Below are 22,960 nucleotides of genomic sequence, written 5' to 3' on the forward strand. Positions count from 1 at the left end.
AGCACCGAGGGTGGACCGGCCAGCGCCGGTCCACCCTCGGTGCGTTCCACGCTCGCCCACAGGTCCGCACCGCGCACCGAGCGCGAGACGCGTGCACGTGCCACGATCGACCGTCCCCATCCCTGCCGAACGGAGCAGCGCATGAGCGCTAGCCACACCGCCATGGTGAGGTTCACCGACGTCACCAAGACCTTCAAGGGCAGCTCAGGCCCCTTCAACGCCGTCGACGGCGTGACCCTCGAGATCCGCAAGGGCGAGATCTTCGGGGTGATCGGCTACTCCGGTGCTGGCAAGTCGACCCTCGTGCGCCTCATCAACGCCCTCGAGACAGTGTCCGGCGGGACCGTCGAGGTCGACGGCACCGTGCTGACAGGTCGCTCCGAGAGCCAGCTGCGCGCTGTCCGTGCGGGCATCGGGATGATCTTCCAGCAGTTCAACCTGCTGTCCTCCCGGACCGTCGCGGGCAACATCGCCTACCCGCTCAAGGTGGCGGGCTGGGACCGCGCGAAACGGAAGGCCCGTGTCGCCGAGCTCCTCGAGTTCGTCGGTATCGCGGACAAGGCCAAGCAGTACCCCAACAAGCTGTCCGGCGGGCAGAAGCAGCGCGTGGGCATCGCCCGCGCCCTCGCGACCAACCCGAGCATCCTGCTGGCCGACGAGGCGACGAGCGCCCTCGACCCCGAGACCACCCAGGACGTCCTCGCCCTCCTGAAGAAGGTCAACCGGGAGCTCGGGATCACCGTCGTGGTCATCACCCACGAGATGGACGTCGTGAAGTCGATCTGCGACAGGGTCGCGGTCATGGAGCAGGGCAAGGTCGTCGAGTCCGGCGACGTGTACCCGGTCTTCGCCGACCCCCAGCACCGCGCCACGCGCCGGTTCGTCGGGGCGACGGTCAAGGACCGGCCGAGCACGCAGGTGCTCGAGCGTCTGCGGCACCGCCACCCGCACAGGCTGGTCACCGTGGCCGTCCACGAGGACGGCTCGTCCGGCGGTCGGATCACCGACGTGCTGCGCGACAACGACGTGCAGGGGACCGTCGTCTTCGGCGGGATCTCCGAGGTCAGCGAGCGCCCCTTCGGCTCGCTCACCTGGGAGCTCGTCGGCGACGAGGCAGCGATCGAGCAGTGCGTCGCCACGCTGCGCGGCTACACGCACGTGACCGACCTCGGGACGGCAGCCCACCCGCTCGTCGACCCGCGGGCTGCTGACGCCGCGGCCGCGCCGGTCCCGGAGACTGACGGCGGGACAGGCCGCGCCGACGCCTCGTCACCGCACGACCCAGCGCTCGACGTCGCCTACCCGGCGCCCGGCGCGACCTTCGCAGGGGCCTCGGACTCCGGGGCGCTGAGCCCTGGCGCCCCGAGGTTCGACAAGCCCCGCACCCAGCGACCGACCACCGAGGGAGACCCGCGATGACCGACTGGTCTGTGCTCGGCCCACGTCTGTGGTCAGCCCTCGGCGAGACCCTCCAGATGGTCTCGGCGACGATGCTCCTCGGTGGGCTCGTCGGGCTCCTCATCGGCCTCGGCCTTTACACGACGCGCAAGGGCAACCTGCTGTCCAACCCCGTCGTCTTCAACGTCCTCAACGTGATCGTGAACTTCGTGCGGCCGATCCCGTTCATCATCTTCGTCACGGCGATCCGTCCGGTCACCTACGAGGTCACCGGCGCGACGATCGGTGTCCAGGCCGTGATCTTGCCCATGACCCTCATGGCGGCCGTGGCCTTCGCGCGGATCGTCGAGCAGAACCTCGTCGCCCTCGACCCGGGCGTCGTCGAGGCGGCCCGCGCGATGGGCGCCTCACGGTTCCGCATCATCTGGTCGGTGCTCATCCCCGAGGCCCTCGCGCCGCTGATCCTCGGCTACACCTTCCTGTTCGTCGGGGTCATCGACATGTCGGCGATGGCCGGTGCGATCGGTGGTGGTGGGCTCGGAGACTTCGCGCTGCGCTTCGGGTACCAGAAGTTCAACGACGAGGTCACCTGGGCTGCGGTGCTCGTCATCGTGGCGATCGTCCAGGTCGCCCAGTACTTCGGCAACTGGCTGGCCAAGAGGGCGCTGCACCGCTGAGCCCGGCAGCACCTAGGACGACGGCCGGTCGTCCCTCGCCTCGTGCGGGGGGGCAGCCGGCCGTCCTCGTGCCGGAGGCTGCTGGTGGCGTCTGGACCGCGGCTCGGACCTGTCAGGTGCACCGTCTAAGGTGGCGGGGTGAGCACAGCCCTGTACCGCCGCTACCGTCCCGAGAACTTCGCCGAGGTCATCGGTCAGGAGCACGTGACGGACCCGCTCCGGCAGGCTCTGCGCTCCGACCGCGTGAACCACGCCTATCTCTTCTCAGGCCCACGAGGCTGCGGCAAGACGACCTCCGCCCGCATCCTCGCCCGCATCCTCAACTGCGCGAAGAACACCCCCGAGACCCCGACGGACACACCGTGCGGCGAGTGCGAGTCCTGCGTCGAGCTCGCCCGCGGCGGCCCCGGGAGCCTCGACGTCGTCGAGATCGACGCGGCCAGCCACGGTGGTGTCGACGACGCCCGTGAGCTGCGCGAGCGCGCGACCTTCTCGCCGTCCCGCGACCGCTTCAAGATCTTCATCCTCGACGAGGCCCACATGGTCACCGCGCAGGGCTTCAACGCCCTGCTGAAGATCGTCGAAGAGCCGCCGGAGTACCTGAAGTTCATCTTCGCCACGACCGAGCCCGACAAGGTGATCGGCACCATCCGCTCGCGGACCCACCACTACCCCTTCAGGCTTGTCGCGCCCGAGACTCTCCAGACGTACCTCGGCGAGCTCTGCACGAGCGAGAACATCGCCGTCGGCGGGGGAGTGCTGCCGCTCGTCGTGCGCGCCGGCGGCGGCTCGGTCCGTGACTCGCTGTCCGTGCTCGACCAGCTCATGGCCGGCGCCGAGGGCGGCGTGCTCGACTACGAGCGTGCGGTCTCGCTGCTCGGCTTCACGCACGTCACCCTGCTCGACGACGTCGTCGAGGCGCTCGCCGCCCGCGACGGCGCGAGCATGTTCCGCGTGGTCGACCACGTCGTCGCGACAGGGCACGAGCCCCGCCGCTTCGTCGAAGACCTGCTCGAGCGCCTGCGCGACCTCATCGTGCTGTCGGTCTCGGGCGAGGCCGCCCAGGCGGTGCTGCGCAGCGTCCCGGCCGACCAGCTGGCTCGCATGCAGGCCCAGGCCACCAACCTCGGAGCGGCCGAGCTCTCGCGCTCGGCCGACGTCGTCAACGCCGCGCTCACCGAGATGAGCGGCGCCACGTCCCCGCGTCTGCACCTCGAGCTGCTCTGCGCGCGTCTGCTGCTGCCGGCCGTCGACGACACCGCGACAGGGATCGCGGCGCGTCTCGACCGCCTCGAGCGGGGCGCGGCTGCCGGAGCGCCCGTCGGGCTGAGCACCCCTGCTCCTGCGCGTGTCTCCGCGCCGGTCCAGGCCCCGCAGGTGGCTGCACCGCCGGTCGCGGTCACCCCTCCCGCAGCGGTCGCACCGCAGGCTGCACCGCAGGTCAGCGCCGCACCAGAGGTCGGTGCACCGGTGACCAGCGCGCCGGGCGTACCGGCTGCTGGCGCGCAGGAGCACGGTCCCTCGCAGACGACCCCGGCCTCGGCTGCGGCTGCGGCTGCCGACTCTGCCGCCGCTCGCCCGGTGAGCGTCCCGCCGTGGGAAGACCTCCCGACGGGCTCGACCTCGCAGGAGCAGGTGGCAGGGGCTCGGGTCGAGCCCTCCGCGCCGGCTGCGACCGCCGGGCCAGCGTCGGCGACAGCCGAGCACGGCTCGGACGAGTCCGGCCCGGCTGAGTCTGCCCCCCAGGCAGAGCCCCGATCACAGTCCGCCCTCGCAGCAGCCGCAGCTCCGACGCAGTCCGCGCCGGCCGAGCCCCGCCAGCAGGCTGCTCAGCCGGCCCAGGTACAGCACCAGCCGGCGCCGCAGCAGCCCACGCACCACCAGCCCGTCCAGCACGCGCAGCAGCCTGCCGCCGCAGCCGGTGGTCAGTCCGCGCAGTCGGCCGAGATGCTCCGTCGCCGGTGGCCCGAGGTCCTCGACACCCTGAGCCGGATGCGGAAGTCGACGTGGGCGCTCATCGCGCAGAACGCGCAGGTCGCAGACCTCTCCGACACGACGCTCAGGCTCACCTTCGCCTCGACAGGCCTCGCGACCACCTTCCGCAACGGCCCCGGCGCCGAGCTCGTCCAGCGCGCTGTGCGCGAGACCCTCGGCTTCGACGTCCGCGTCGAGGGCGGGATCGAAGAGCCCGGCCGTGCTGCACCGGCACCGGCCGCAGGTTCGGCCGCTCCCGCTCCCGCACAGGCACCGGCCGGACTGGCGGGCGTCGACCCGGCCGCAGCGGCGGCCTCGTGGGACGTGCCCGTCGCGACGGTCTCTGCCCCAGCTCCGTCGTCGGCGCAGCAGGTGACGGGAGGGACCGTAGCGCAGGGCGCCAAGCAGGCTGCCCCCACGGCTCCGGCCGCCCCCAGCAGCCCGTCGAGCCCGTCGGCTCAGCACGACGGCCCGGGGCGCGGCGCCGTCCCGGCCGAGCGGCGCGGGACCGCCGAAGAGCCCCCGCCCGGCTACGGCGAAGAGCCGCCGGAGGACTACGACCACGGACCCGAGCCTGTCCGCGACCGTCAGCCCGACCGTGGTCCGCGACCCGCGTCCGACGCCCGCCAGACGAGCGCCGCCGGCGCCCAGCAGTCTGCGCAGCCCACGACGCAGCCCGGCGGCGACGCGCTCCTTGGCGAGACCCCGCGACAGGCCGCAGAGCGTCGGGTCGCCGAGAGTCGTGCCGCCGAGCAGGCCCGCGCGCAGGTGGTCGACGACCCGCAGCCCGACGACGAAGACCTCGTGTCGTCCGGGCTGGTCGGTGTCCCGCTCGTCACGCAGATCCTCGGCGGGACCATCGTCGACGAGATCGTCGACGGGCAGGTCTGAGCCGTCGCTCGACGCAGGTCCGCGCCGGGCTCGCGCGCACGTAGGCTAGGGGTGTGTATGAAGGCGCAGTCCAAGACCTGATCGACGAGCTCGGCCGGCTTCCCGGCATCGGGCCCAAGAGCGCGCAGCGGATCGCGTTCCACCTCCTCGCAGCCGACGCCGAAGACGCGCGCCGGCTCGCCGAGGCCCTGACCGAGGTCAAGCTCAAGGTCCGCTTCTGCGAGATCTGCGGCAACGTGGCCGAGTCCGAGCAGTGCCGCATCTGCCAGGACCCTCGTCGGTCTGTCGCCGTGATCTGCGTCGTCGAAGAGGCCAAGGACGTCGTGGCCATCGAGCGGACCCGCGAGTTTCGTGGCAAGTACCACGTGCTCGGCGGCGCGATCAACCCCATCGACAACGTCGGCCCCGACGACCTGCGCATCAAAGAGCTGCTCACGCGGCTCGCCGACGGCGCCGTGCAAGAGGTCATCCTCGCGATGGACCCCAACGTCGAGGGCGAGGCCACGGCCACCTACCTCGCCCGCATGCTCGGCCCGATGGGCCTGCGCGTCACGCGCCTGGCCTCGGGCCTGCCCGTCGGAGGTGACCTCGAGTACGCCGACGAGGTGACGCTCGGACGTGCCTTCGAAGGACGGAGGGTCGTCGGTGCCTGACCAGACCCAGCCCCCAGCAGCACCCCTCGCCGGCTCGACGCCCGGCACGGACGTCCGCGAGGTCGCCGCGGCTTTCGCGCCGCAGGCCGAGCGGTTCCTGCAGACCTGCGTCGACGTCGCGACAGGCGTCGCGCCCGAAGCCGCCATCCCGCTCCTGCTGCTCGCGACCTCCGACGTGCTCGGCGCCGGCGCGCGGCTCGGTGCGATGGTCGACGTCGTGCCGCCGACGCGGTCCGAGCCCGACGACGGCGAGGAGACCGACGTCGACCCGCTCCGGATCGGTCTTGCGCTCGTGCTCGAGGGCATCGACGGGTACACCGAGGTCGTCGACCCCGTGCTGAGCGACGCGACGGGCGACGCCGAGCTCTCGGCCGACCTCGCGACCGTCGCCGCTGCCCTCGGCCAGGGGCTCCAGCACTACGAGGCCGGCCACGTGGTCGAGGCGCTCTGGTGGTGGCAGTTCTCCTACCTCACGTCGTGGGGAGACCGCGGCGCGAGCGCGGTCCGCGTCCTCGCGCTCATCCTCGGGCACCTGCGGACCGACGTCCTCGACGACCCCGTCGTCCAGGCGGAGCTCGAGGCGCTCGAGGACTGACACCGGCGCCGGGTCGGGCTGGCGACTGGAGCCCGGACCGGTCAGTCTCCGGCCGGCACCGCCCCTCTCGGGTGGCGCGGTGCGGCCCGCGGCGCCCGGTCGTCTCGCAGTCGTCCGGGGTGCGGACGGCTGTCGTGGACCGCGGCTGGACGCCGTCGCCCCGCGTCGTACACTCGAACCGTTCGGACAGCACCTGGTGGACGTTTAGATCGACGGGACCAGCTACGTAACGGAGCAGCACAGTGGCACTCATCGTGCAGAAGTACGGCGGATCGTCGGTCGCCGACGCAGAGAGCATCAAGCGCGTGGCCAAGCGCATCAGCGAGGCCCGCAAGGCAGGGCACGACGTCGTCGTCGTGGTCTCGGCCATGGGGGACACGACCGACGAGCTCATCGACCTCGCCCGGCAGATCACCCCGATCCCGCCCTCGCGCGAGATGGACATCCTCCTCACCGCGGGCGAGCGCATCTCGATGTCGCTCCTCGCGATGGCGATCAACAACCTCGGCGTCAAGGCCAAGTCCTTCACGGGGCAGCAGGCCGGTGTCATCACCGACGCCGTGCACGGCAAGGCGCGCATCGTCGACGTCGTCCCCGGGCGCATCCGCGAGACGATCGAGAAGGGCTCTGTCGCGATCGTCGCCGGGTTCCAGGGCGTCACGCAGAGCACGAACGACGTCACCACCCTCGGACGCGGAGGCTCGGACACCACGGCCGTGGCCCTCGCCGCCGGCCTCGGCGCCGACGTCTGCGAGATCTACACCGACGTGGACGGCGTCTTCACGGCCGACCCGCGGATCGTCCCGAGCGCCCGCAAGATCGACCGCATCACCTACGAGGAGATGCTCGAGATGGCGGCCAGCGGCGCGAAGATCCTCGCCCTGCGCTGCGTCGAGTACGCCCGTCGCTACGACGTCCCGGTCCACGTCAGGTCGTCCTTCTCCGGGGCCCCCGGGACCCTGGTCACCAACACTCCAGTCGCCGTCGTCGACGCCGCAGCACCGAACGAGGAAGAGGTCGTCATGGAAGCACCGATCATCTCCGGGGTCGCCCACGACCGCAGCGAGGCCAAGATCACCGTCGTCGGCGTGCCCGACGTCCCGGGCACCGCGGCACGCATCTTCGAGGTCGTCGCCGGAGCCGGCGCGAACATCGACATGATCGTCCAGAACATCTCGGTCGCCTCGACGGGGCGGACGGACATCTCCTTCACCCTCCCTGAGGAGGACGGCCCGATCGCGACCACGGCGCTCAACGCCGTCCGCGAGGCCATCGGCTTCGAGTCGATCCAGCTCGACGACCAGATCGGCAAGCTCTCGCTCATCGGCGCGGGCATGAAGTCCCACCCCGGAGTCTCGGCCAAGCTCTTCGGTGCGCTGCGCGACGCAGGCGTCAACATCGAGATGATCTCGACCTCGGAGATCCGCATCTCGGTCGTCACACGCGAGGACAACCTCGACGCGGCCGTCCGCGCCGTGCACACGGCCTTCGAGCTCGACACCGAGGCCGAGGCCGTCGTCTACGGCGGCACCGGCCGCTGAGCCGCGCGCCGCTCGCACCGGCCTGGACGACCTGCGCAGCGCCGGTCGGTCGGGCCTGCCCTGTCTGACCGCACCGGCCCTCGCCGGAGGATGCGCCTGACACCCATACGCTTCGTAGAACCCGCCCGGGCCTAGAGCCCGCGGCACAGACGAGAGGTCTGAACCCATGAGCCACCCCGGTCTGCACGTCGCCGTCGTCGGAGCCACCGGGCAGGTGGGCGCCGTGATGCGCCAGCTGCTCGAGGAGCGCGACTTCCCGATCGCCTCCATCCGCTACTTCGCGTCGGCGCGGTCCGCCGGCACGACCCTCCCGTGGAAGGGCCAGGACGTCGTCGTCGAAGACACCGCGACCGCCGACCTCAGCGGGATCGACATCGCCCTGTTCTCGGCAGGCGGGTCGACGTCGACCGCCCAGGCGCCGCGCTTCGCTGCCGCCGGTGCTGTCGTGATCGACAACTCCTCGGCCTGGCGCCTCGACCCCGAGGTCCCGCTCGTCGTCGCGGAGGTGAACCCCGAGGCGATCGCCGACGCACCCAAGGGGATCATCGCGAACCCCAACTGCACCACGATGGCCGCGATGCCCGTGCTCAAGCCGCTCGCAGACGCCGCGGGCCTCGAGCGCCTCATCGTCTCGACCTACCAGGCGGTCTCGGGCTCCGGTCTCGCCGGGGCGACCGAGCTCGACTCGCAGGTCCGGGCCGCCGTCGAGCAGGACACCGTCGGCCTCGTGCGCGACGGCTCCTCGGTGACCTTCCCGGACCCCGTGAAGTACGTGAAGAACATCGCCTTCAACGTCATCCCGCTCGCCGGGTCGCTCGTCGACGACGGCTCGGAGGAGACCGACGAAGAGCAGAAGCTCCGCAACGAGTCCCGCAAGATCCTCGGGCTGCCCGATCTCGCCGTCGCGGGCACCTGCGTACGCGTGCCGGTGTTCACAGGGCACTCGCTCTCGATCAACGCCGAGTTCGGCCGGGCCATCACCTCGGAGGAGGCGCGCACGCTGCTCGCCGCCGCCCCGGGCGTCGAGCTCGCCGACGTCCCCAACCCGCTGGCTGCTGCCGGTGCGGACCCGAGCTTCGTCGGCCGCATCCGCCAGGACCAGTCGGTCCCTGGAGGGCGTGGGCTGGTCCTCTTCGTCAGCAACGACAACCTGCGCAAGGGTGCGGCCCTCAACGCTGTCCAGGTCGCAGAGCTCGTCGCGGAGCGTCTCGCCTCTCGCTGACGACGCCTCTCGCGACGCCGTCTCCAGGTGGTGACGGGCGGACGCTCGTCACGACACCCCTGCACCTGCCTCGGCAGCTGCAGGGGTGTCGTGCGTCTGGGAGCGTGCTGCGCCGCGCCTCCCGCGCCGTGCGCTCTGCGCGCCCCGTGCGCACCGCGCCGACGGGCCCCTCGCGTCAGGGCGGCACATCCCATTGTTCGGCGAGACGGTTGCGTCGGTGCCGGTCCTGTGGTTCATTAGTGGAGTAATGAACCAGCGAGGCGGACCGTGTCCGTACGAGAGCGAGGGAGGTGCAGGGTGTTCGACGGACGAGACCCGATCTATCTCCAGATCGCCGACCAGATCCGGCGAGACGTCCTCGCCGGCTCCCTCCCGGAGGGGACGCAGGTCATGTCGACGACCCAGTACGCGACGACCTTCCGGATCAACCCGGCGACGGCCGCGAAGGCCTTCGCCCTCCTCGTCGACGACGGGGTCCTCTACAAGCAGCGCGGCGTCGGCATGTTCGTCGCCGACGGAGCTGCCGAGCGGCTCCGCGCCGCCAGCCGGGCAGACTTCTTCGCCGACGAGCTCGCCCCGGTCCTCGAGCGGGCCGCGCTCCTCGGGATCACCACCGACGAGATCCAGCGCTACATCGCCGGCACCGCCACCACGGCACCCCAGACCGTCCAGAACCTCAGCCAGGAGGCTCCGTCATGACAGGTTTCAGCGTCGAGCTGCGCGGTGTGGGGGTCGACTTCGACCGCCCCGCCCTCAGCGGGGTCGACCTCACGCTCGCACCCGGTGTCGTCCACGGCCTGCTCGGCCGCAACGGCTCCGGCAAGACCACCCTGCTCTCGCTCCTCGCGGCCTTCCGCCGTCCGACCCACGGGAAGGTGCTCGTCGACGGCGAAGACCCCTTCGAGAACGAGCGGGTCCTCGAGGGCACGTGCTTCGTCCGGGAGAGCGGTGACGTGCTCGGCGACGAGAATGTGAAGATCAACCTCGACTTCGTCGAGAGCATGCGCCCGGCCTTCGACCGCGCCTACGCCGAGGAGATGCTCGACCAGCTCGAGGTCCCGATGCGCACCAAGGTCGAGTCCCTCTCGCGCGGCCAGCGTTCCGCGGTCGGTGCGAGCCTGGGGCTCGCCGCGCGGGCGCCGCTGACCATCCTCGACGAGGTGTACCTCGGCATGGACGCGCCGTCGCGCTACAGGTTCTACCAGTCGCTGCTCGTCGACTACGTCGAGCACCCGCGCACGATCGTGCTGTCCAGCCACCTCATCGGTGAGCTCGACAGGGTCCTCGAGCACGTGACGATCCTGCACAGGGGCGGCGTGCTGCTGACTGACAGCGCCGAGTCGCTCCAGGCGCGGGGCTCGACCCTCACAGGGGCTGCGGCTGCGGTCGACGAGGTGGTCGCCCAGCTCGGCATCGACGTGCTGGCCCGGACCGTGCTCGGCGGGACCGCCCAGGTGACCTTCGTCGGGATGCTCGGGCAGGACGCGCACGCCCGGGTCCGGAGTGCGGGTCTCGAGCTCGGCCCGGTGCCGCTCCAGGATCTCTTCGTCCATCTGACAGACAGGTCTGCGGCACCCGCAGACCCCGCAGGCAGTCCCGAGCACCACCACGCCGAGGAGGTCGACCGATGAGCACAGTCGAGGCACCGCGCCGCACACCCGCGCGGAAGAGCCAGACCCGCCGCGCCGGCGAGTGGCTGCTGTGGTCCCACCTGTACATGGCGGCGTGGTTCTGGGGCGTCGTGCTCGTCCTCGCCGTGGGCACCTCGGCGCTGCTGAGCAACGACAGGTTCGACCAGTCCGGCACGAGCACCATCGCCTTCGGCGTGCAGGCCGGGATGTGGTTCAGCTTTGCGATGGCGATCGCCCTCAGCCTGCGACAGCTCGAGGCGCACGTCGCCGCCGGCATGACACGGCGGTCCTTCTTCAGGGCGAACGTCGCGGTCTCCTCGTTGATGGCCGTCGTCTACGCCCTCGTCATGGTGCTGCTGCTCTGGGTCGAGTCGCTGGTCGCCCGCGCAGCAGGGTGGGAGGTCCGCCGTGTCAGCCAGATGATGTACGACAGTGTCGCCGACCTCCCCGGCCTGTTCGTCGTATACCTGCTCGTCTTCCTCGTGGGGGCCTGCGCGGGGCTCGTCGTCGGCATGGCGTACCAGCGGCTCGGCGGGGTATGGGGGACCGTCGTGCTCCTGCCGGCCATCCCGCCGATCTTCCTCGCCGTGGACATCCTCTCCGAGGACGGCGGCGGGTGGCTTCCCGACGCCCTCGACCCGAACCCTGTGCGGATGCTCCTCGCGTTGGTGGTCGCGGCGGGGTACGTGCTCGTCTACCGCACGCAGGTGCGCCGGGTGACGATCTGACTTGTCGACAACCGCGAAACTATTTCTACACATCGTCGAAATAGTTGACACTGTGTAGAGATACTTGCATGCTCGTGAGCATGGACCTTGCCGCCCCGCTGCGATCGCTGATCCCGAGCCTCGACTCTGCTGTGCTCGAAGTCTTGGCGGGTACTGCGTCAGGTCTCAGCGCGACCCAGATCGCCCGCCTGTCCAGCCGTGGGACCCGCGCAGGACAGCATGCGGTACTCAACCGCCTGGTCGAGCATGGTCTGGTGCGTGCGGAGCAGTCCAACACAGGATCTCTGTACAGCCTCAACCGTGAGCACCTCCTGGCGCCGGCGGTCCTTGCGGCGATGAACGCAGGCGAAGAGTTCTTCTCGTTGTTGACCCGGAGGTGCGAGAGTCTCGCCCCGCTTCCTGCCCACGTCTCAGTCTTCGGCTCTCATGCTCGCGCCGAGGCGACGGCCTCGAGCGACATCGACCTGATGGTGATCGTCGATGACGAGGTGGACATCCATGATGCCCGGTGGAGTGATCAGGTAGAGGATCTCGAAGACCAGGTCTTGAGGTGGACGGGTAACCGTCTCGAGACGCTCGTCCTCTCGATGACACGGTTTCGCGCCGTGGTCCGGGCCGGTGAACCGCTCGTGGCGACGTGGGCAGCGGACGCGCGCACCGTGGTCGGCCCTCGACCGCGCGAACTTGTCCTCGCACTCGGCGAGGGCGAGCGATGACTCCCAAGAAGCTGACGACGCGCCCTGGTGATCGAGGACAGGCCAAGAAGCGGGCAGGCATCGCTGGCACCTACCTAGAGGTGGCTCGACTCGTCGAGTCTGAGGAAGGCGCGACGGTCAACGTGTGTGTCGGACTCGCGGTGCTCGCCGGCATCGCCGCCGGCGACGCGATCTGCCTGTCAGCCTTGGGCGAGAGGTACTCAGGCACAGATCACCGCAGCGCCGCGGATCTCCTAGGCAGGGTCGACAGCGATCTGGGCAAGCACCTGAGGAAGCTCGTCTCGTTCAAACCTGCCAGTCACTACGGCGAGCGTCTGCTCGGGAGTGTTGACCGTGGTGCAGCGCTGCGAGCAGCTGAGGCCTTGGTGGAGGCGGCTTCTCGGCGGACGAGGTAGAACCCTGGGAGCGGCTCGAGAGCGTTCGAGAGGCGAAGCGCCGTGAGACGCCTCGTCTCGTCCGCGATGCACCCGTGCTAGCCTCTCCTCGTGACCGGAAATCGTTGGTATCTGCGCTTTACGCTGGCTCCTGGTGGGGCCGAGCGGGCGTACGCCTGACCAACCGACCACCGGAGCCAGCACAGGACCTTGACGCAGACGCGCGTCGGGGTCCTTCGTCTTTTCAGACGGGCCGACTCCGCACCCCGGATCTTCGTGGCCTGCACGGCTCCGTCTGAGACCACCCCCTCTCAGCCGCAGCCCTCGTCAGACCCCCGAACGGAGACCCGCCCCCATGTCCGCCCACTCGTCACTGGACGCTCTCATCGACGCTCACAGCACCAACGACCTGCGCATCCGCGCCCTCGACCCGCTGCCCGCCCCGGCGACGATGCTCGCCGAGCTGCCCCTCTCCGAGCGCAGCGCGGAGCTCGTCGAGCGCAGCCGCGGCGACGTCCGCGACGTCGTGCACGGCACGGACGAGCGCCTGCTCGTCGTCGTCGGCCCCTGCTCGGTCCACGACCCCGCCGCCGCCCTCGACTACGCCCGCCGCCTCGCGCCCCTCGCGCAGGAGCTCTCCGACGACCTCGTCGTCGTCATGCGGGTGTACTTCGAGAAGCCGCGCACCACGGTCGGGTGGAAGGGCCTCATCAACGACCCCGGCATGGACGAGTCCTTCGACGTGAACCGTGGCCTCCGCCTCGCCCGCGAGGTGCTGCTCGGTGTCCTCGACGAGGGTGTCCCGGCGGCCTGCGAGTTCCTCGAGCCGACGAGCCCGCAGTACATCGCCGACGCCGTCTCGTGGGGTGCCATCGGCGCCCGCAACCCGGAGAGCCAGGTGCACCGCCAGCTCGCCTCAGGCCTCTCGATGCCGATCGGCTTCAAGAACGCCACCGACGGTGACGTCCAGGCGGCTGTCGACGGCTGCGTCACCGCGGCCGCCGAGCACACGTTCTTCGGCATCGACTCTGAGGGCCGTGCCGCCGCTGTCGCGACGACGGGCAACCCCGACTGCCACGTGATCCTGCGCGGCGGACGTTCGGGCCCGAACTTCGACGACGCCTCCGTCGCCGACGCGCTCGACGTCGTCGGGGCCTCGGGGCTCGGCCGGCGTCTGGTCATCGACGCGAGCCACGGCAACTCCGGCAAGTCGCACGTCCGTCAGGCCGAGGTCGTCCGTGAGATCGCCGGCTCGGTCGCCGCCGGCAACCGCGGGATCTCCGGGATCATGATGGAGAGCTTCCTCGTCGCCGGTGCGCAGAAGCCTGCGCCGAGCGGCCTCGTGTACGGGCAGTCCGTGACCGACGCGTGCATCGACTGGGACACCACGGCGGAGCTGCTGCAGGAGCTCGCCGCAGCCTCTCGCGCCCGCCGGGGCTGACACCCGCGCTGCACCGGATGACGAGGTCAGGAGGGCCGGGCGACCGGCCCTCCTGATCTCGTCCCCCGAGGCCGGTCCGCCAGGGGCACCCGGGCGGTACTGTCACGCGTGTGGGCGACATGACAGTGACGATCGTGATCCTCGTGGTCGCAGTGCTGGTCTTCGTCTGGAACAGGGTCCCTGTCGGTCTCGTCGCGATCGGGGTCGCGCTCTCGCTCTGGGCCACCGGAGTCGTGTCGCTCGAGCAGGCCTTCGGAGGCTTCGGCGACCCTGTCATCATCTTCATCGCGGCGCTCTTCGTGGTGAGCGACGGGCTCGAGGCCTCAGGCGTCACGGCGTGGGCCGGCCAGCAGCTCGTCGACAGGGCGCGTGGCAGCCGGCGTCGCCTCGTCGTGCTGCTCATGGCCCTCGTCGCCCTCGTGACAGCGCTCATCAGCGTCAACGGGGCCGTGGCGGCGCTGCTGCCGATGGTCGTCGTCACGGCCGTGCGCCTGGGGCTCTCGCCGTCGCAGTTCCTCGTCCCGCTCGCCTTCGGCGCGCACGCCGGGTCGCTGCTCGTGCTCACCGGGACCCCCGTCAACGTGCTCGTCTCCGAGCTCGCGGTCGGTGCTGGTGAGAGGCCCTTCGGGTTCTTCTCCTTCACGCTCGTCGGGCTCCCGCTCGTGCTGGGGACCATCCTCGTCGTGGTGCTCTTCGGACCGCGGCTCTTGCCTGTGCGGACGCCCGCTGCCCTGCCACGCGACCTCAGCGGTCACGGCAGGCTGCTCGCGCAGCAGTACGACCTGCCCGACGACGCGCTGCTCGCGAGCGACACGGGGGTCACCGAGGTCGTGGTCTCCCCGCGTTCGTCGCTCATCGGCGTCGAGGCCTTCCCGGGCATGGTGACCAACTCGGGCGACCTCGTGATCGCCGCGATCCAGCGGGGCGGTGACGACGTCGGGCGGACCACGCTCGTGGCCGGGGACGCGCTCCTGCTCCAGGGGACCTGGGAGGCCCTCGACCTCACGACCTCCGACCCCGACGTGATCGTCGTGGACCCGCCCCAGCTGCTGCGCAGGCAGGCCGCGCCGATGGGTGCTCGTGCCAGGGTCGCGATCGGCATCGTGCTCGGCATGGTCCTCCTGCTCGCGACAGGTGCGGTCCCGGCGTCTGTGGCCGCGCTCCTCGCGGCCTGCGCGATGGTCCTGCTGCGCGTCATGACAGTCACCGAGGCGCACCGCTCGATCTCGTGGACCACGCTGATCCTCGTGGGCGGGATGATCCCGCTCTCGGTCGCGATCCAGAGCACCGGGCTGGCCGACAGCATGGCCGGCGGCCTCGTCGAGGCCGTCGGGGCCGACAACCCGCACCTGCTCCTGCTCGGGATCGTGGTCGTCACGGTGATCCTGGGCCAGCTCATCAGCAACATGGCGACAGCCCTCGTCATCGGGCCCATCGCGGTGGCAGTGGCCCTCGACACCGGTCTCTCGCCGCTCCCGATGCTCATGGGTGTCACCGTCGCAGCGGCAGCGTCGTTCCTCACGCCGGTCGCGACGCCCGCCAACACGATGGTCTTCGGGCCGGGCGGGTACAGGTTCGGGGACTACTGGCGGCTCGGGCTCCCGCTCACCGTCCTGTTCGTCTCGGTGGCCACCTTCCTTGTGCCGGTCTTCTGGCCGTTCTAGGCTTCGAGGGAACCAGGGCATCACCAGGACACGATGACCAGGGGTTCTGCGGCTCGTCGAGGGCGGACACCGTCCGCCCGAGCGGAGCCGCCTGTGCCGTCGTGCGGGCTCGACCCGACCAGTGCTGCCCGCCAGACCGACGACGAGGACGGACACCGATGAGCACCGCCGAGCACAGACTGATCCCCGAGAGCTTCACCCCGACGCCGTCGAGGGGAGCCCTCGAGTCGTTGACGGTCTCCGTCCTCGACATCCTGGGCGACGCCGAGGCCGTCGGGTACCCCGTCGGGCTCGAGGGAGAGGTCCCGGTCGAGCTCGGGGTCGGACGCGACGCGCTCGCGCACGTGGACTTCGAGGGACGGGTCGGCCAGACCGTCGTCATGCCGCGCCGCGACGGCGTCACCGTCGTGGCCGTGGGCATCGGCCACGCCGACGAGCTCTGCGCCGCCGAGCTGCGCGACGCTGCCGCGGCCTTCGCCCGGGCCGCGGGCCGCTACGCGTCGATCGCCCTGCACCTGCCGGCCGAGACCGACGTCGACGCCGAGGCTGCAGGCCAGGCCGTCGTCGAGGGTGCGCTGCTGGCGCGCTACCGCTACTCGGCCCTCAAGTCCGCGCCGAAGGACGTCCCGCTGACGAGCCTGGAGATCGTGGCCCCCGAGCCCGACAGGGCCGACGTGGCCGCAGGCGCCGAGCGCGGCATGGTCGTGGCTGCGGCGACCGAGCTCGCACGCGACCTCGCGAACTCACCTCCCGGGCACCTGACAGCCACCGACCTGGCCGACCTGGCCGAGCGCATCGGCCCAGAGCACGGTCTCGAGGTCGAGACCTACGACAAGGCCCGGTTGATCGAGCTCGGCTGCGGCGGGCTGCTGGGCGTCAACGCAGGCAGCACCGAAGAGCCGCGGATGATCCGTCTGCGCTACGTTCCGACCGACGCCGACGGTGCACCCGTCGAGCCGCAGGGCACGCTCGCCCTCGTCGGCAAGGGGATCATGTACGACTCGGGCGGCATCAGCCTCAAGCCCTCGGACCCCATGCACCTGGCCATGAAGATGGACATGTCCGGGGCTGCCGCCGCGCTGGCCGCGCTGACGGCCCTCGAGGCGCTCGGCTGCCGCACGGCCGTCACGGCGTACCTCATGTGCACCGACAACATGCCGTCGGGCTCTGCGGTCAAGCTCGGCGACGTCCTGACCATCCGCAACGGCACGACGGTCGAGGTCAAGAACACCGACGCCGAGGGCCGCCTGGTGATGTCGGACGCCCTCGCCCTCGCGGCAGAGGAGCAGCCTGACGCGATCGTCGACATCGCGACCCTCACGGGCGCTGCGCTCGTCGCCCTCGGTCAGTCGACCGCGGCCGTGCTCGGCAACGACCAGACCCTCGTCGACGCCGTGCTCGCCTCAGGCCGCGCGACCGACGAGCAGGTGTGGCAGCTGCCCCTCGAGCAGCGCTACCGCAAGCAGCTGGACTCCGACGTCGCGGACATCTCGAACATGGGCGGCAAGTACGCCGGGGCCACCATCGCGGCGCTGTTCCTCGCGGAGTTCGTCGACGGGATCCCGTGGGCGCACCTCGACATCGCGGGCACCATGCAGTCCGAGGCCGACGAGTCCTGGCGCCCGCGCGGCGCGACGGGCTTCGGCACCCGGCTGCTCATCGACCTCGCGCTCGGGTTCGCCGCACCGGCCGAGTGAGCACCGCACCATCCCGCAGACCTGACGGACGGAGACCATCATGAGGCACAGCACGACCACGACCCTCGCGCTCACGGCGACGCTCGCCGCCGGGCTGCTCGCAGGCTGCTCGTCGGACGACTCGTCGACGCCGGCCGCCTCGGGCGAGGCGACCACGAGCGCGTCGGCCGAGACGCCCGGGACCGACGACTCGTCGGCGGGCTCGCTGCCGGACGGCGTCACCGTGTCCCTCCCCGAGGGTGTCGAGGCGCCCGCCGAGGCCAGCGCCGGGGCGGGGCTCGGGGCCGACGGGACGACGCTGTGGGTCGTCACCTACGGCAGCAGCACCAACCCGACGGTCGCGACCGTCGAGTCCGCCGCGAGCGGCACCGTCACGGTGTCGCTCGCACCCGTCGACCCAGACGCCCCCGCCACGATGGACTACGTCCCGACGACGACCGTCCTCGAGCTGCCCGACGGGCTCGACACCGAGGCACCGTTCCAGGTGGTGCTCGGCGAGCTCGGATCCGTCGAGGTGGACGGGGTCGAGACGCCTGGGTGGTTGGTGAGCTGATCGCAGCGGCCCGCAAGCCGTGACGCACGAAGGGCCGGGTCTCTGAGAGACCCGGCCCTTCTGTCGATGTCCGTCAGACATCCTGCTCGTCGGGGTGACAGGATTTGAACCTGCGACCTCGTCGTCCCGAACGACGCGCGCTACCAAGCTGCGCCACACCCCGAGCTGCTCCGGGCACAGTCGTGACCAGCACGATGTGTGAATCGGAACCTGCTCAGAATAGCCGACAAGTGGGCTCATCACGAAACCGGCAGGATCCTGCGGCTGCTGAGTGGCACTCGTCGCCTCCGCGATCTGCGTCGGATGCGAGTCGGGGCGCACGGGGGGCATGTGACCGCAGGTCAAGTGGTGAGCTCGTCGCGGTGAGTGGCGTCGACGGCCTGCCAGGCGATGTCCGCCGGTCGGTACGTCGCCTGTCAGCGGCTCGAGGTGAGCGTGACGAGCACGGCCTCAGGACGGCAGGCAAAGCGTAGCGGGGCGTACGGGGACGTGCCCAGGCCTGCGCAGACGTTCAGCCAGGTCGAGTCGTGGCCATCGGGCTGGTCGGGCCGTGGTCCGGGCCACCCGTGCAGGCCCTTGGCGCGCCCACGGTCGATGTCGCAGTTGGTGACGAGCGCGCCGTAGAACGGGACGCAGAGCTGCCCGCCGTGCGTGTGGCCGGCGAGCACCACCTCAGAGCCGTCGGCGTGCATCTGGTCGAGGGTGCGGACGTACGGGGCGTGCGTGACACCCATGCGGAGGTCGACGTCGCCAGCACCGCCCTCCGACGCCGGGAACACGTCCCGGTCCAGGTGGGGGTCGTCCACACCTACGAGAGCGATGCGCCGACCGTCGGCGACGACGACGTCGCGCCGGTTGGTGAGGTCCTTCCAGCCTGCGACGCTCAGCGCAGCGGCGAGCTCCGCGGCGGGCAACCGCACGGGCTCCTTGATGACCCCGGACAGCCGGGCGTCGGCGCGCAGGTACCGCGCCGGATTCTTGAAGGACGGGGCGAAGTAGTCGTTCGACCCCATGACAAAAGCACCAGGTATCCGCATGAGCGGCTCGAGGGCGTGCAGCAAGGGAGCCAGGGCACCGACGTGCGCCATGTTGTCCCCGGTGTCGACCACGAGATCCGGGGCGAGGTCCGCCAGCGACCGGACCCAGGCGATCTTGTCGTGCTGAGACGGGGTGAGGTGCAGGTCCGAGATGTGCAGGACCCGCAGGTCCGGCTGCCCGACGGGCAAGACCGGCACCGTCACCTCGCGGAGCGTGAACATCCGCGTCTCGGCCGCAGCCCAGGCGACAGCGCCGAGCCCTGCGGCGGCGACGGCCGCGAGGCCCGTCGCCGCCTTGGTGAGTGCCGTCACCCGGTCAGCCTTCCGGGGCTGCCGGAGGAGCGGGCTGCTCTGCTGCAGGCGGGGCGGGAGTCTCGGGCGCGCGCGGCGCGGCAGGGGCGGGGGCCTGCCCGAGCTGTGCCGGGGCGATCGCGGCGCTCAGCGGGACGTCAGGGTTTCCTCCGACGACCTGGTCCATGATGCGCTTCCAGGTCGGTGCAGGGATGTCCGAGCCGTACACGTTCCTGTAGAAGGTGCCGTTGATCGTCGAGCCTGCGAGCGAGCGGACCTTGAGCGGGTCACCCATCCAGATGGCGGTCGACACCTCGCGGGTGTAGCCGACGAACCAGGCGTCCTTGTTGTCGTTGGTGGTGCCGGTCTTGCCCGCTGCCGTGCGGTTGGCGAGGCGCGACTTCTTCGCACCGCCGTCTGTGAGCACCTGCTCCAGGGAGTAGTTGACCGCGTTGGTGGTCGCCGTGCTGAGCTCCGGGGAGCAGTTCGCCGCAGGAGGCGTGATCGTCGACCCGTCGGCCTTGGTCACGCTGAGGATCGCGATCGGGGTGCAGTGCGTGCCCTCGTTGGCGAAGGTGCCGTACGCGCTCGCCATCGACAGCGGAGAGGTCTCCTGGGTGCCGAGCACCATCGACATGCGGGGGACTGTCGTCGTGCCGGGCTTGGCGGGGACAAAGCCGACCCGATCGGCGAGGGCCGCGATGTCGCAGAGGTTGAGCTGGCTCTGCATCGTCGCGAAGGCGGTGTTGACCGAGAACCGGGTGGCTCGCTCGACGGACATGCTGCCGCTGCCCTGGCCGTCGGAGTTGTTCGGTTCCCAGGTAGTACCCCTGAGTCCTGCCTCACAGGATCCCGGAGTCGCTACGAAGTCGGACGCCTTCCAGACCTTGTGGTTTGCGCTCACCGACTCGCGCAACGTCCTGCCGGACTCGAACCACTGAGCCAAGACGAAGGCCTTGAAGGTCGATCCGGGCTGGAATCCGCCCGATCCTCCGTGCTCACGATCTGTGCTGAAGTTGACCTCGGTCGTGCCTGGCGCAGAGCCGTCGTTGCCGAAGGTGCGGTTCTGGGACATCGCGAGGATGTGCCCGTTGGTCGGGTCCACGCTCACGCCGGCGATGGCGAAGCCGTACTCGTTGTCGACCGGCAGGCTGGCGTTGAGCTCCCGGTTGACGATGTCCTGGATGCCGGGGTTGAGAGTCGTGACGATCTTCAGGCCGCCGTCGTACAGCTGGTCGATGCGTCCTTGGAGGTCGTCGCCGAAGGCTGTGTCCTGGATGAGGACCTTCGTGACGTAGTCGCAGAAGTATCCGGCGTTGATCGGGCCGCCTGCACCCTCGCACCCCTGGTTGATCGGCTGCGGGTTGAGGGTGTCCGCGAGAGGCGTCGCGCGCGCCGCCTCGTACTCCTCCTTGGTGATGTACTGCTCGCTGTACATCGCTCCGAGCACCTGGTTGCGCCGTCGTTCCGACACGTCGGGGAACTTGAGCGGGTCGTTCGCGTTGGGGCTCTGGGTGATACCGGCGATGGTCGCGGCCTGGACGATCGAGACGTCCTTGGCGCTCACGCCGAAGTAGCGCTGCGCTGCGGTCTCGACCCCGTAGACGGAGGCACCGAACTGAGCGATGTTGAGGTATCCCTCGAGGATCTCGTCCTTGGTCATGCGCTTCTCGAGGGCGATCGCCAGCTTCGCCTCGCGGAGCTTGCGTGCGGCTGTGGCCTCGGACGCGGCGTTGACGGCCTGCGTATCACCCGCACGCTTGGCCTGGTCGATGAGCACGTTCTTCACGTACTGCTGCGTCAGGGTCGAGGCGCCCTGCGTGTCCGAGCTGCGCAGGTTGCTCACGAGAGCTCGCGCCATGCCCTTGGGGTCGATGCCGCCGTGCGTGTAGAAGCGACGGTCTTCGATCGCGATGGCTGCGTGCTGCAGGTTCGGGGAGATCTCGTCGAGACCGACGACCACGCGGTTGTCACTGTAGTACCGGGCGAGCAGCGTCGTGCCGTCCGCGGCGTAGATGTACGACACCTGGGCGAGCGGCTGCGGCTCGAGCTCGGTCGGGAGGTCGTTGAAGGCTTCGACCCCGCTGTTGGTCACTGTGCTGGTCGCGGCTGCGACCGGGATGATCATCCCGGCCATGAGCAGACCGCCGACGCCTGCGAGCAGGACGAAGGTGAGGAGCAGCGCGAGCGCCTGGAACGGGTTCACGGTGTGCCGGGGCTTCGCAGCGTCGAGCGTGCCGGAGTCTTCGGGCGTGTCCGGACCGTCACCGAACGCAGAGTTAGCCATGGTCCTAGCCTACGCGGAGGCCCTGCGTCGTGGCGATGGCCGGACGGCTGAGTCGGTGGGGGTTCTGTGAGCATCTCCGGGGTGCCCCGGTGGGCTGGCACGCACTAGGCTCGGGCCCATGGCACAGACCTGGGAGTACGCGACCGTTCCTCTGCTGATCCACGCGACCAAGCAGATCCTCGACAACTGGGGCTCCGACGGGTGGGAGCTCGTCACCGTCGTCACCGGCCCCGACGGCAACGGCCTCGTGGCCTACCTCAAGCGCCCGACCTCGTGACGTCCTCCGTCCTGGGGCGCCTCGCCGAGCTCGGGCTCGAGCTCCCCGAGGTCGCCGCGCCGGTGGCGTCCTACGTTCCGGCGGTCCGCACGGGCCGCTACGTCTACACCTCGGGCCAGCTGCCCTTCGTCGACGGTGCGCTCGCCGCGACGGGCAAGGTCGGTGACGGTGAGGGCCTCGTGGGGCCGCTCGTCGCCGCATCCCTCGCCCGGACGGCAGTGCTCAACGCGCTCGCCGCCGTCGCCTCGCAGATCGGGTCGCTCGACCAGGTCTCACGCATCGTGAAGGTCGTGGGCTTCGTGGCCTCTGACCCCTCGTTCACAGGCCAGCCGGCCGTCGTCAACGGGGCGAGCCTGCTGCTCGGCGAGATCTTCGGCGAGGCTGGCGTGCACGCCCGTAGCGCCGTGGGTGTCGCGGTCCTGCCGCTCGACTCGCCCGTCGAGATCGAGCTGGTCGTCGAGCTCGCGGAGGGCTGAGCAGCTCGCCGCATCACCTGCCGCAGACGCAGAGAGCGGGCCCGCAGCACATGCTGCGGGCCCGCTCTCTCGTTCGTGATGGTGTGCCCGAGAGGCACGTCCGGGCGAGGCCCGGGACGGCTCAGCGCGCGCGGCGCTCGAGCCTGTCGAGGTCGAGGAGGACGACGGCGCGTCCTTCACGACGGACCCAGCCGCGGCCGGCGAAGTCCGCGAGGGCCTTGTTGACGGTCTCGCGGGAGGCTCCGACCAGCTGGGCCAGCTCTTCCTGCGTGAGGTCGTGGGCGACGCGGATGCCCTCGTCGACCTGCTCGCCGAAGCGCGTCGAGAGGTCGAGGAGCGCCTTGGCGACACGACCGGGGACGTCGGAGAACACGAGGTCGGCGAGCGCCTCGTTGGTGCGGCGCAGGCGGCGGGCGAGGGCCGTGAGCAGGTGCTTGGCCACGCCCGGGTTCTCCTCGAGGGTCCGCAGCAGCGCGTCGTGACCGAGCTCGTAGACCACCGAGTCGGAGACGGCGCTCGCGCCGAGGGAGCGGGGGCCCGGGTCGAAGAGCGAGAGCTCACCGAACATCTCGCCGGGTCCGAGGACGGCGATGAGGTTCTCCCGGCCGTCGCTCGAGCTGCGGCCGAGCTTGATCTTGCCCTCGCTGATGACGTAGAGCCTGTCACCGGGCTGGCCCTCGCTGAAGAGCACGTCGCCGCGGGCGAGCTCGACCTTCGACATGGAGGCCAGGAGCCCCCGGGTCTCGGTCTCTTCCATCGTGGCGAAGAGGGGAGCGGAGAGCACTACGTCGTCGTTGTCCACGCGGAACGTCCTTCACGGGAGTAGCTGGGTGTTTG

Annotated in this window: 21 protein-coding genes and 1 tRNA gene; 18 read left to right on the forward strand and 4 right to left on the reverse strand. The window is 70.5% G+C overall.

Translation table 11 applies throughout. The annotated features are described in order from the left end of the window. The first annotated feature begins 141 nt into the window (after positions 1 to 141). The 16 genes from SANBI_RS02210 to SANBI_RS02285 all read left to right on the forward strand — a co-directional run bounded on the left by SANBI_RS02210 (position 142) and on the right by SANBI_RS02285 (position 17,755). Positions 142 to 1,419, forward strand: a complete 1,278-nt coding sequence (locus tag SANBI_RS02210) for a methionine ABC transporter ATP-binding protein (RefSeq protein WP_319158520.1) — start codon at positions 142 to 144, stop codon at positions 1,417 to 1,419. Further along, a complete protein-coding gene (locus SANBI_RS02215) occupies positions 1,416 to 2,075 on the forward strand; it encodes a methionine ABC transporter permease (RefSeq protein WP_056135758.1) in 660 nt (219 codons plus the stop codon). The genes SANBI_RS02210 and SANBI_RS02215 overlap by 4 nt, the downstream gene beginning before the upstream one ends. A gap of 138 nt (positions 2,076 to 2,213) precedes the next feature. Beyond that, positions 2,214 to 4,940 carry a DNA polymerase III subunit gamma and tau gene (locus SANBI_RS02220; protein ID WP_319158523.1) on the forward strand — a complete coding sequence of 909 codons (2,727 nt, stop codon included), beginning with the start codon at positions 2,214 to 2,216 and terminating at the stop codon, positions 4,938 to 4,940. Between the two features lie 53 nt (positions 4,941 to 4,993). Further along, a complete protein-coding gene (gene recR, locus SANBI_RS02225) occupies positions 4,994 to 5,593 on the forward strand; it encodes a recombination mediator RecR (protein WP_012865503.1) in 600 nt (199 codons plus the stop codon). Then, positions 5,586 to 6,188 carry a DUF5063 domain-containing protein gene (locus SANBI_RS02230; protein ID WP_319158526.1) on the forward strand — a complete coding sequence of 201 codons (603 nt, stop codon included), beginning with the start codon at positions 5,586 to 5,588 and terminating at the stop codon, positions 6,186 to 6,188. The genes recR and SANBI_RS02230 overlap by 8 nt, the downstream gene beginning before the upstream one ends. A 242-nt stretch (positions 6,189 to 6,430) precedes the next feature. Continuing rightward, positions 6,431 to 7,729 carry an aspartate kinase gene (locus SANBI_RS02235; RefSeq protein WP_179913788.1) on the forward strand — a complete coding sequence of 433 codons (1,299 nt, stop codon included), beginning with the start codon at positions 6,431 to 6,433 and terminating at the stop codon, positions 7,727 to 7,729. A gap of 166 nt (positions 7,730 to 7,895) precedes the next feature. Next, positions 7,896 to 8,951, forward strand: a complete 1,056-nt coding sequence (locus tag SANBI_RS02240) for an aspartate-semialdehyde dehydrogenase (protein ID WP_319158529.1) — start codon at positions 7,896 to 7,898, stop codon at positions 8,949 to 8,951. 297 nt (positions 8,952 to 9,248) lie between these two features. Next, positions 9,249 to 9,650, forward strand: a complete 402-nt coding sequence (locus SANBI_RS02245) for a GntR family transcriptional regulator (protein WP_179913785.1) — start codon at positions 9,249 to 9,251, stop codon at positions 9,648 to 9,650. Then, on the forward strand, positions 9,647 to 10,582 hold the full coding sequence (locus tag SANBI_RS02250; RefSeq protein WP_319158532.1) for an ABC transporter ATP-binding protein: 936 nt from the start codon (positions 9,647 to 9,649) through the stop codon (positions 10,580 to 10,582). The genes SANBI_RS02245 and SANBI_RS02250 overlap by 4 nt, the downstream gene beginning before the upstream one ends. Next, the gene (locus SANBI_RS02255; RefSeq protein WP_319158534.1) at positions 10,579 to 11,310 is read left to right on the forward strand and encodes a hypothetical protein; all 732 of its coding nucleotides are present in this window, start codon (positions 10,579 to 10,581) and stop codon (positions 11,308 to 11,310) included. The genes SANBI_RS02250 and SANBI_RS02255 overlap by 4 nt, the downstream gene beginning before the upstream one ends. Positions 11,311 to 11,378: 68 nt before the next feature. After that, the gene (locus SANBI_RS02260; protein WP_179913782.1) at positions 11,379 to 12,026 is read left to right on the forward strand and encodes a nucleotidyltransferase domain-containing protein; all 648 of its coding nucleotides are present in this window, start codon (positions 11,379 to 11,381) and stop codon (positions 12,024 to 12,026) included. Further along, positions 12,023 to 12,421, forward strand: coding sequence for a hypothetical protein (locus SANBI_RS02265; RefSeq protein ID WP_179913781.1), 399 nt, complete (start codon positions 12,023 to 12,025; stop codon positions 12,419 to 12,421). Before SANBI_RS02260 ends, SANBI_RS02265 begins: the two co-directional genes overlap by 4 nt. A 334-nt stretch (positions 12,422 to 12,755) precedes the next feature. Then, positions 12,756 to 13,841, forward strand: a complete 1,086-nt coding sequence (locus tag SANBI_RS02270; protein WP_319158537.1) for a 3-deoxy-7-phosphoheptulonate synthase — start codon at positions 12,756 to 12,758, stop codon at positions 13,839 to 13,841. A 119-nt stretch (positions 13,842 to 13,960) separates the two neighbouring features. Further along, the gene (locus SANBI_RS02275; protein WP_319161149.1) at positions 13,961 to 15,505 is read left to right on the forward strand and encodes an SLC13 family permease; all 1,545 of its coding nucleotides are present in this window, start codon (positions 13,961 to 13,963) and stop codon (positions 15,503 to 15,505) included. A 158-nt stretch (positions 15,506 to 15,663) separates the two neighbouring features. Further along, the gene (locus SANBI_RS02280; RefSeq protein WP_319158539.1) at positions 15,664 to 17,202 is read left to right on the forward strand and encodes a leucyl aminopeptidase; all 1,539 of its coding nucleotides are present in this window, start codon (positions 15,664 to 15,666) and stop codon (positions 17,200 to 17,202) included. 40 nt (positions 17,203 to 17,242) lie between these two features. Then, entirely contained in the window at positions 17,243 to 17,755 is a 513-nt protein-coding gene (locus SANBI_RS02285) for a hypothetical protein (RefSeq protein WP_319158541.1), read from the forward strand. Between the two features lie 89 nt (positions 17,756 to 17,844). Here the strand turns inward: SANBI_RS02285 and SANBI_RS02290 are convergent. The 3 genes from SANBI_RS02290 to SANBI_RS02300 all read right to left on the reverse strand — a co-directional run bounded on the left by SANBI_RS02290 (position 17,845) and on the right by SANBI_RS02300 (position 21,370). After that, a tRNA-Pro gene (locus SANBI_RS02290) sits at positions 17,845 to 17,918 on the reverse strand. A gap of 253 nt (positions 17,919 to 18,171) precedes the next feature. After that, on the reverse strand, positions 18,172 to 19,104 hold the full coding sequence (locus SANBI_RS02295) for a metallophosphoesterase (RefSeq protein WP_319158543.1): 933 nt from the start codon (positions 19,102 to 19,104) through the stop codon (positions 18,172 to 18,174). A gap of 4 nt (positions 19,105 to 19,108) precedes the next feature. After that, entirely contained in the window at positions 19,109 to 21,370 is a 2,262-nt protein-coding gene (locus SANBI_RS02300; RefSeq protein ID WP_319158545.1) for a transglycosylase domain-containing protein, read from the reverse strand. Between the two features lie 118 nt (positions 21,371 to 21,488). Here SANBI_RS02300 and SANBI_RS02305 point away from each other — a divergent pair, with 118 nt between their 5' ends. Together SANBI_RS02305 and SANBI_RS02310 are read left to right on the forward strand one after the other, a co-directional pair. Further along, positions 21,489 to 21,647: a DUF4177 domain-containing protein gene (locus SANBI_RS02305; RefSeq protein ID WP_012865517.1), complete on the forward strand. Its 159-nt coding sequence runs from the start codon at positions 21,489 to 21,491 to the stop codon at positions 21,645 to 21,647. Continuing rightward, positions 21,644 to 22,123, forward strand: coding sequence for a RidA family protein (locus SANBI_RS02310; RefSeq protein ID WP_056135799.1), 480 nt, complete (start codon positions 21,644 to 21,646; stop codon positions 22,121 to 22,123). Before SANBI_RS02305 ends, SANBI_RS02310 begins: the two co-directional genes overlap by 4 nt. Positions 22,124 to 22,244: 121 nt before the next feature. Here SANBI_RS02310 and SANBI_RS02315 read toward each other — a convergent pair whose 3' ends face one another. Then, entirely contained in the window at positions 22,245 to 22,880 is a 636-nt protein-coding gene (locus SANBI_RS02315) for a Crp/Fnr family transcriptional regulator (protein WP_056136426.1), read from the reverse strand. Positions 22,881 to 22,960: the final 80 nt, after the last annotated feature.

It is taken from the genome of Sanguibacter biliveldensis, assembly GCF_033798665.1.
Taxonomy (GTDB): Bacteria; Actinomycetota; Actinomycetes; order Actinomycetales; family Cellulomonadaceae; genus Sanguibacter; species Sanguibacter inulinus.

Bases quoted from the DNA above. Each gene is read 5' to 3' on its own strand.
- SANBI_RS02315 (WP_056136426.1), bottom strand. From the start codon at position 22,880: ATGGAAGAGACCGAGACCCGGGGGCTCCTGGCCTCCATGTCGAAGGTC.
- SANBI_RS02305 (WP_012865517.1), top strand. From the start codon at position 21,489: ATGGCACAGACCTGGGAGTACGCGACCGTTCCTCTGCTGATCCACGCG.
- SANBI_RS02215 (WP_056135758.1), top strand. From the start codon at position 1,416: ATGACCGACTGGTCTGTGCTCGGCCCACGTCTGTGGTCAGCCCTCGGC.
- SANBI_RS02285 (WP_319158541.1), top strand. From the start codon at position 17,243: ATGAGGCACAGCACGACCACGACCCTCGCGCTCACGGCGACGCTCGCC.
- SANBI_RS02300 (WP_319158545.1), bottom strand. From the start codon at position 21,370: ATGGCTAACTCTGCGTTCGGTGACGGTCCGGACACGCCCGAAGACTCC.
- SANBI_RS02260 (WP_179913782.1), top strand. From the start codon at position 11,379: ATGCTCGTGAGCATGGACCTTGCCGCCCCGCTGCGATCGCTGATCCCG.
- SANBI_RS02240 (WP_319158529.1), top strand. From the start codon at position 7,896: ATGAGCCACCCCGGTCTGCACGTCGCCGTCGTCGGAGCCACCGGGCAG.
- SANBI_RS02265 (WP_179913781.1), top strand. From the start codon at position 12,023: ATGACTCCCAAGAAGCTGACGACGCGCCCTGGTGATCGAGGACAGGCC.
- SANBI_RS02275 (WP_319161149.1), top strand. From the start codon at position 13,961: ATGACAGTGACGATCGTGATCCTCGTGGTCGCAGTGCTGGTCTTCGTC.
- SANBI_RS02280 (WP_319158539.1), top strand. From the start codon at position 15,664: ATGAGCACCGCCGAGCACAGACTGATCCCCGAGAGCTTCACCCCGACG.
- SANBI_RS02255 (WP_319158534.1), top strand. From the start codon at position 10,579: ATGAGCACAGTCGAGGCACCGCGCCGCACACCCGCGCGGAAGAGCCAG.
- SANBI_RS02250 (WP_319158532.1), top strand. From the start codon at position 9,647: ATGACAGGTTTCAGCGTCGAGCTGCGCGGTGTGGGGGTCGACTTCGAC.
- SANBI_RS02270 (WP_319158537.1), top strand. From the start codon at position 12,756: ATGTCCGCCCACTCGTCACTGGACGCTCTCATCGACGCTCACAGCACC.
- SANBI_RS02210 (WP_319158520.1), top strand. From the start codon at position 142: ATGAGCGCTAGCCACACCGCCATGGTGAGGTTCACCGACGTCACCAAG.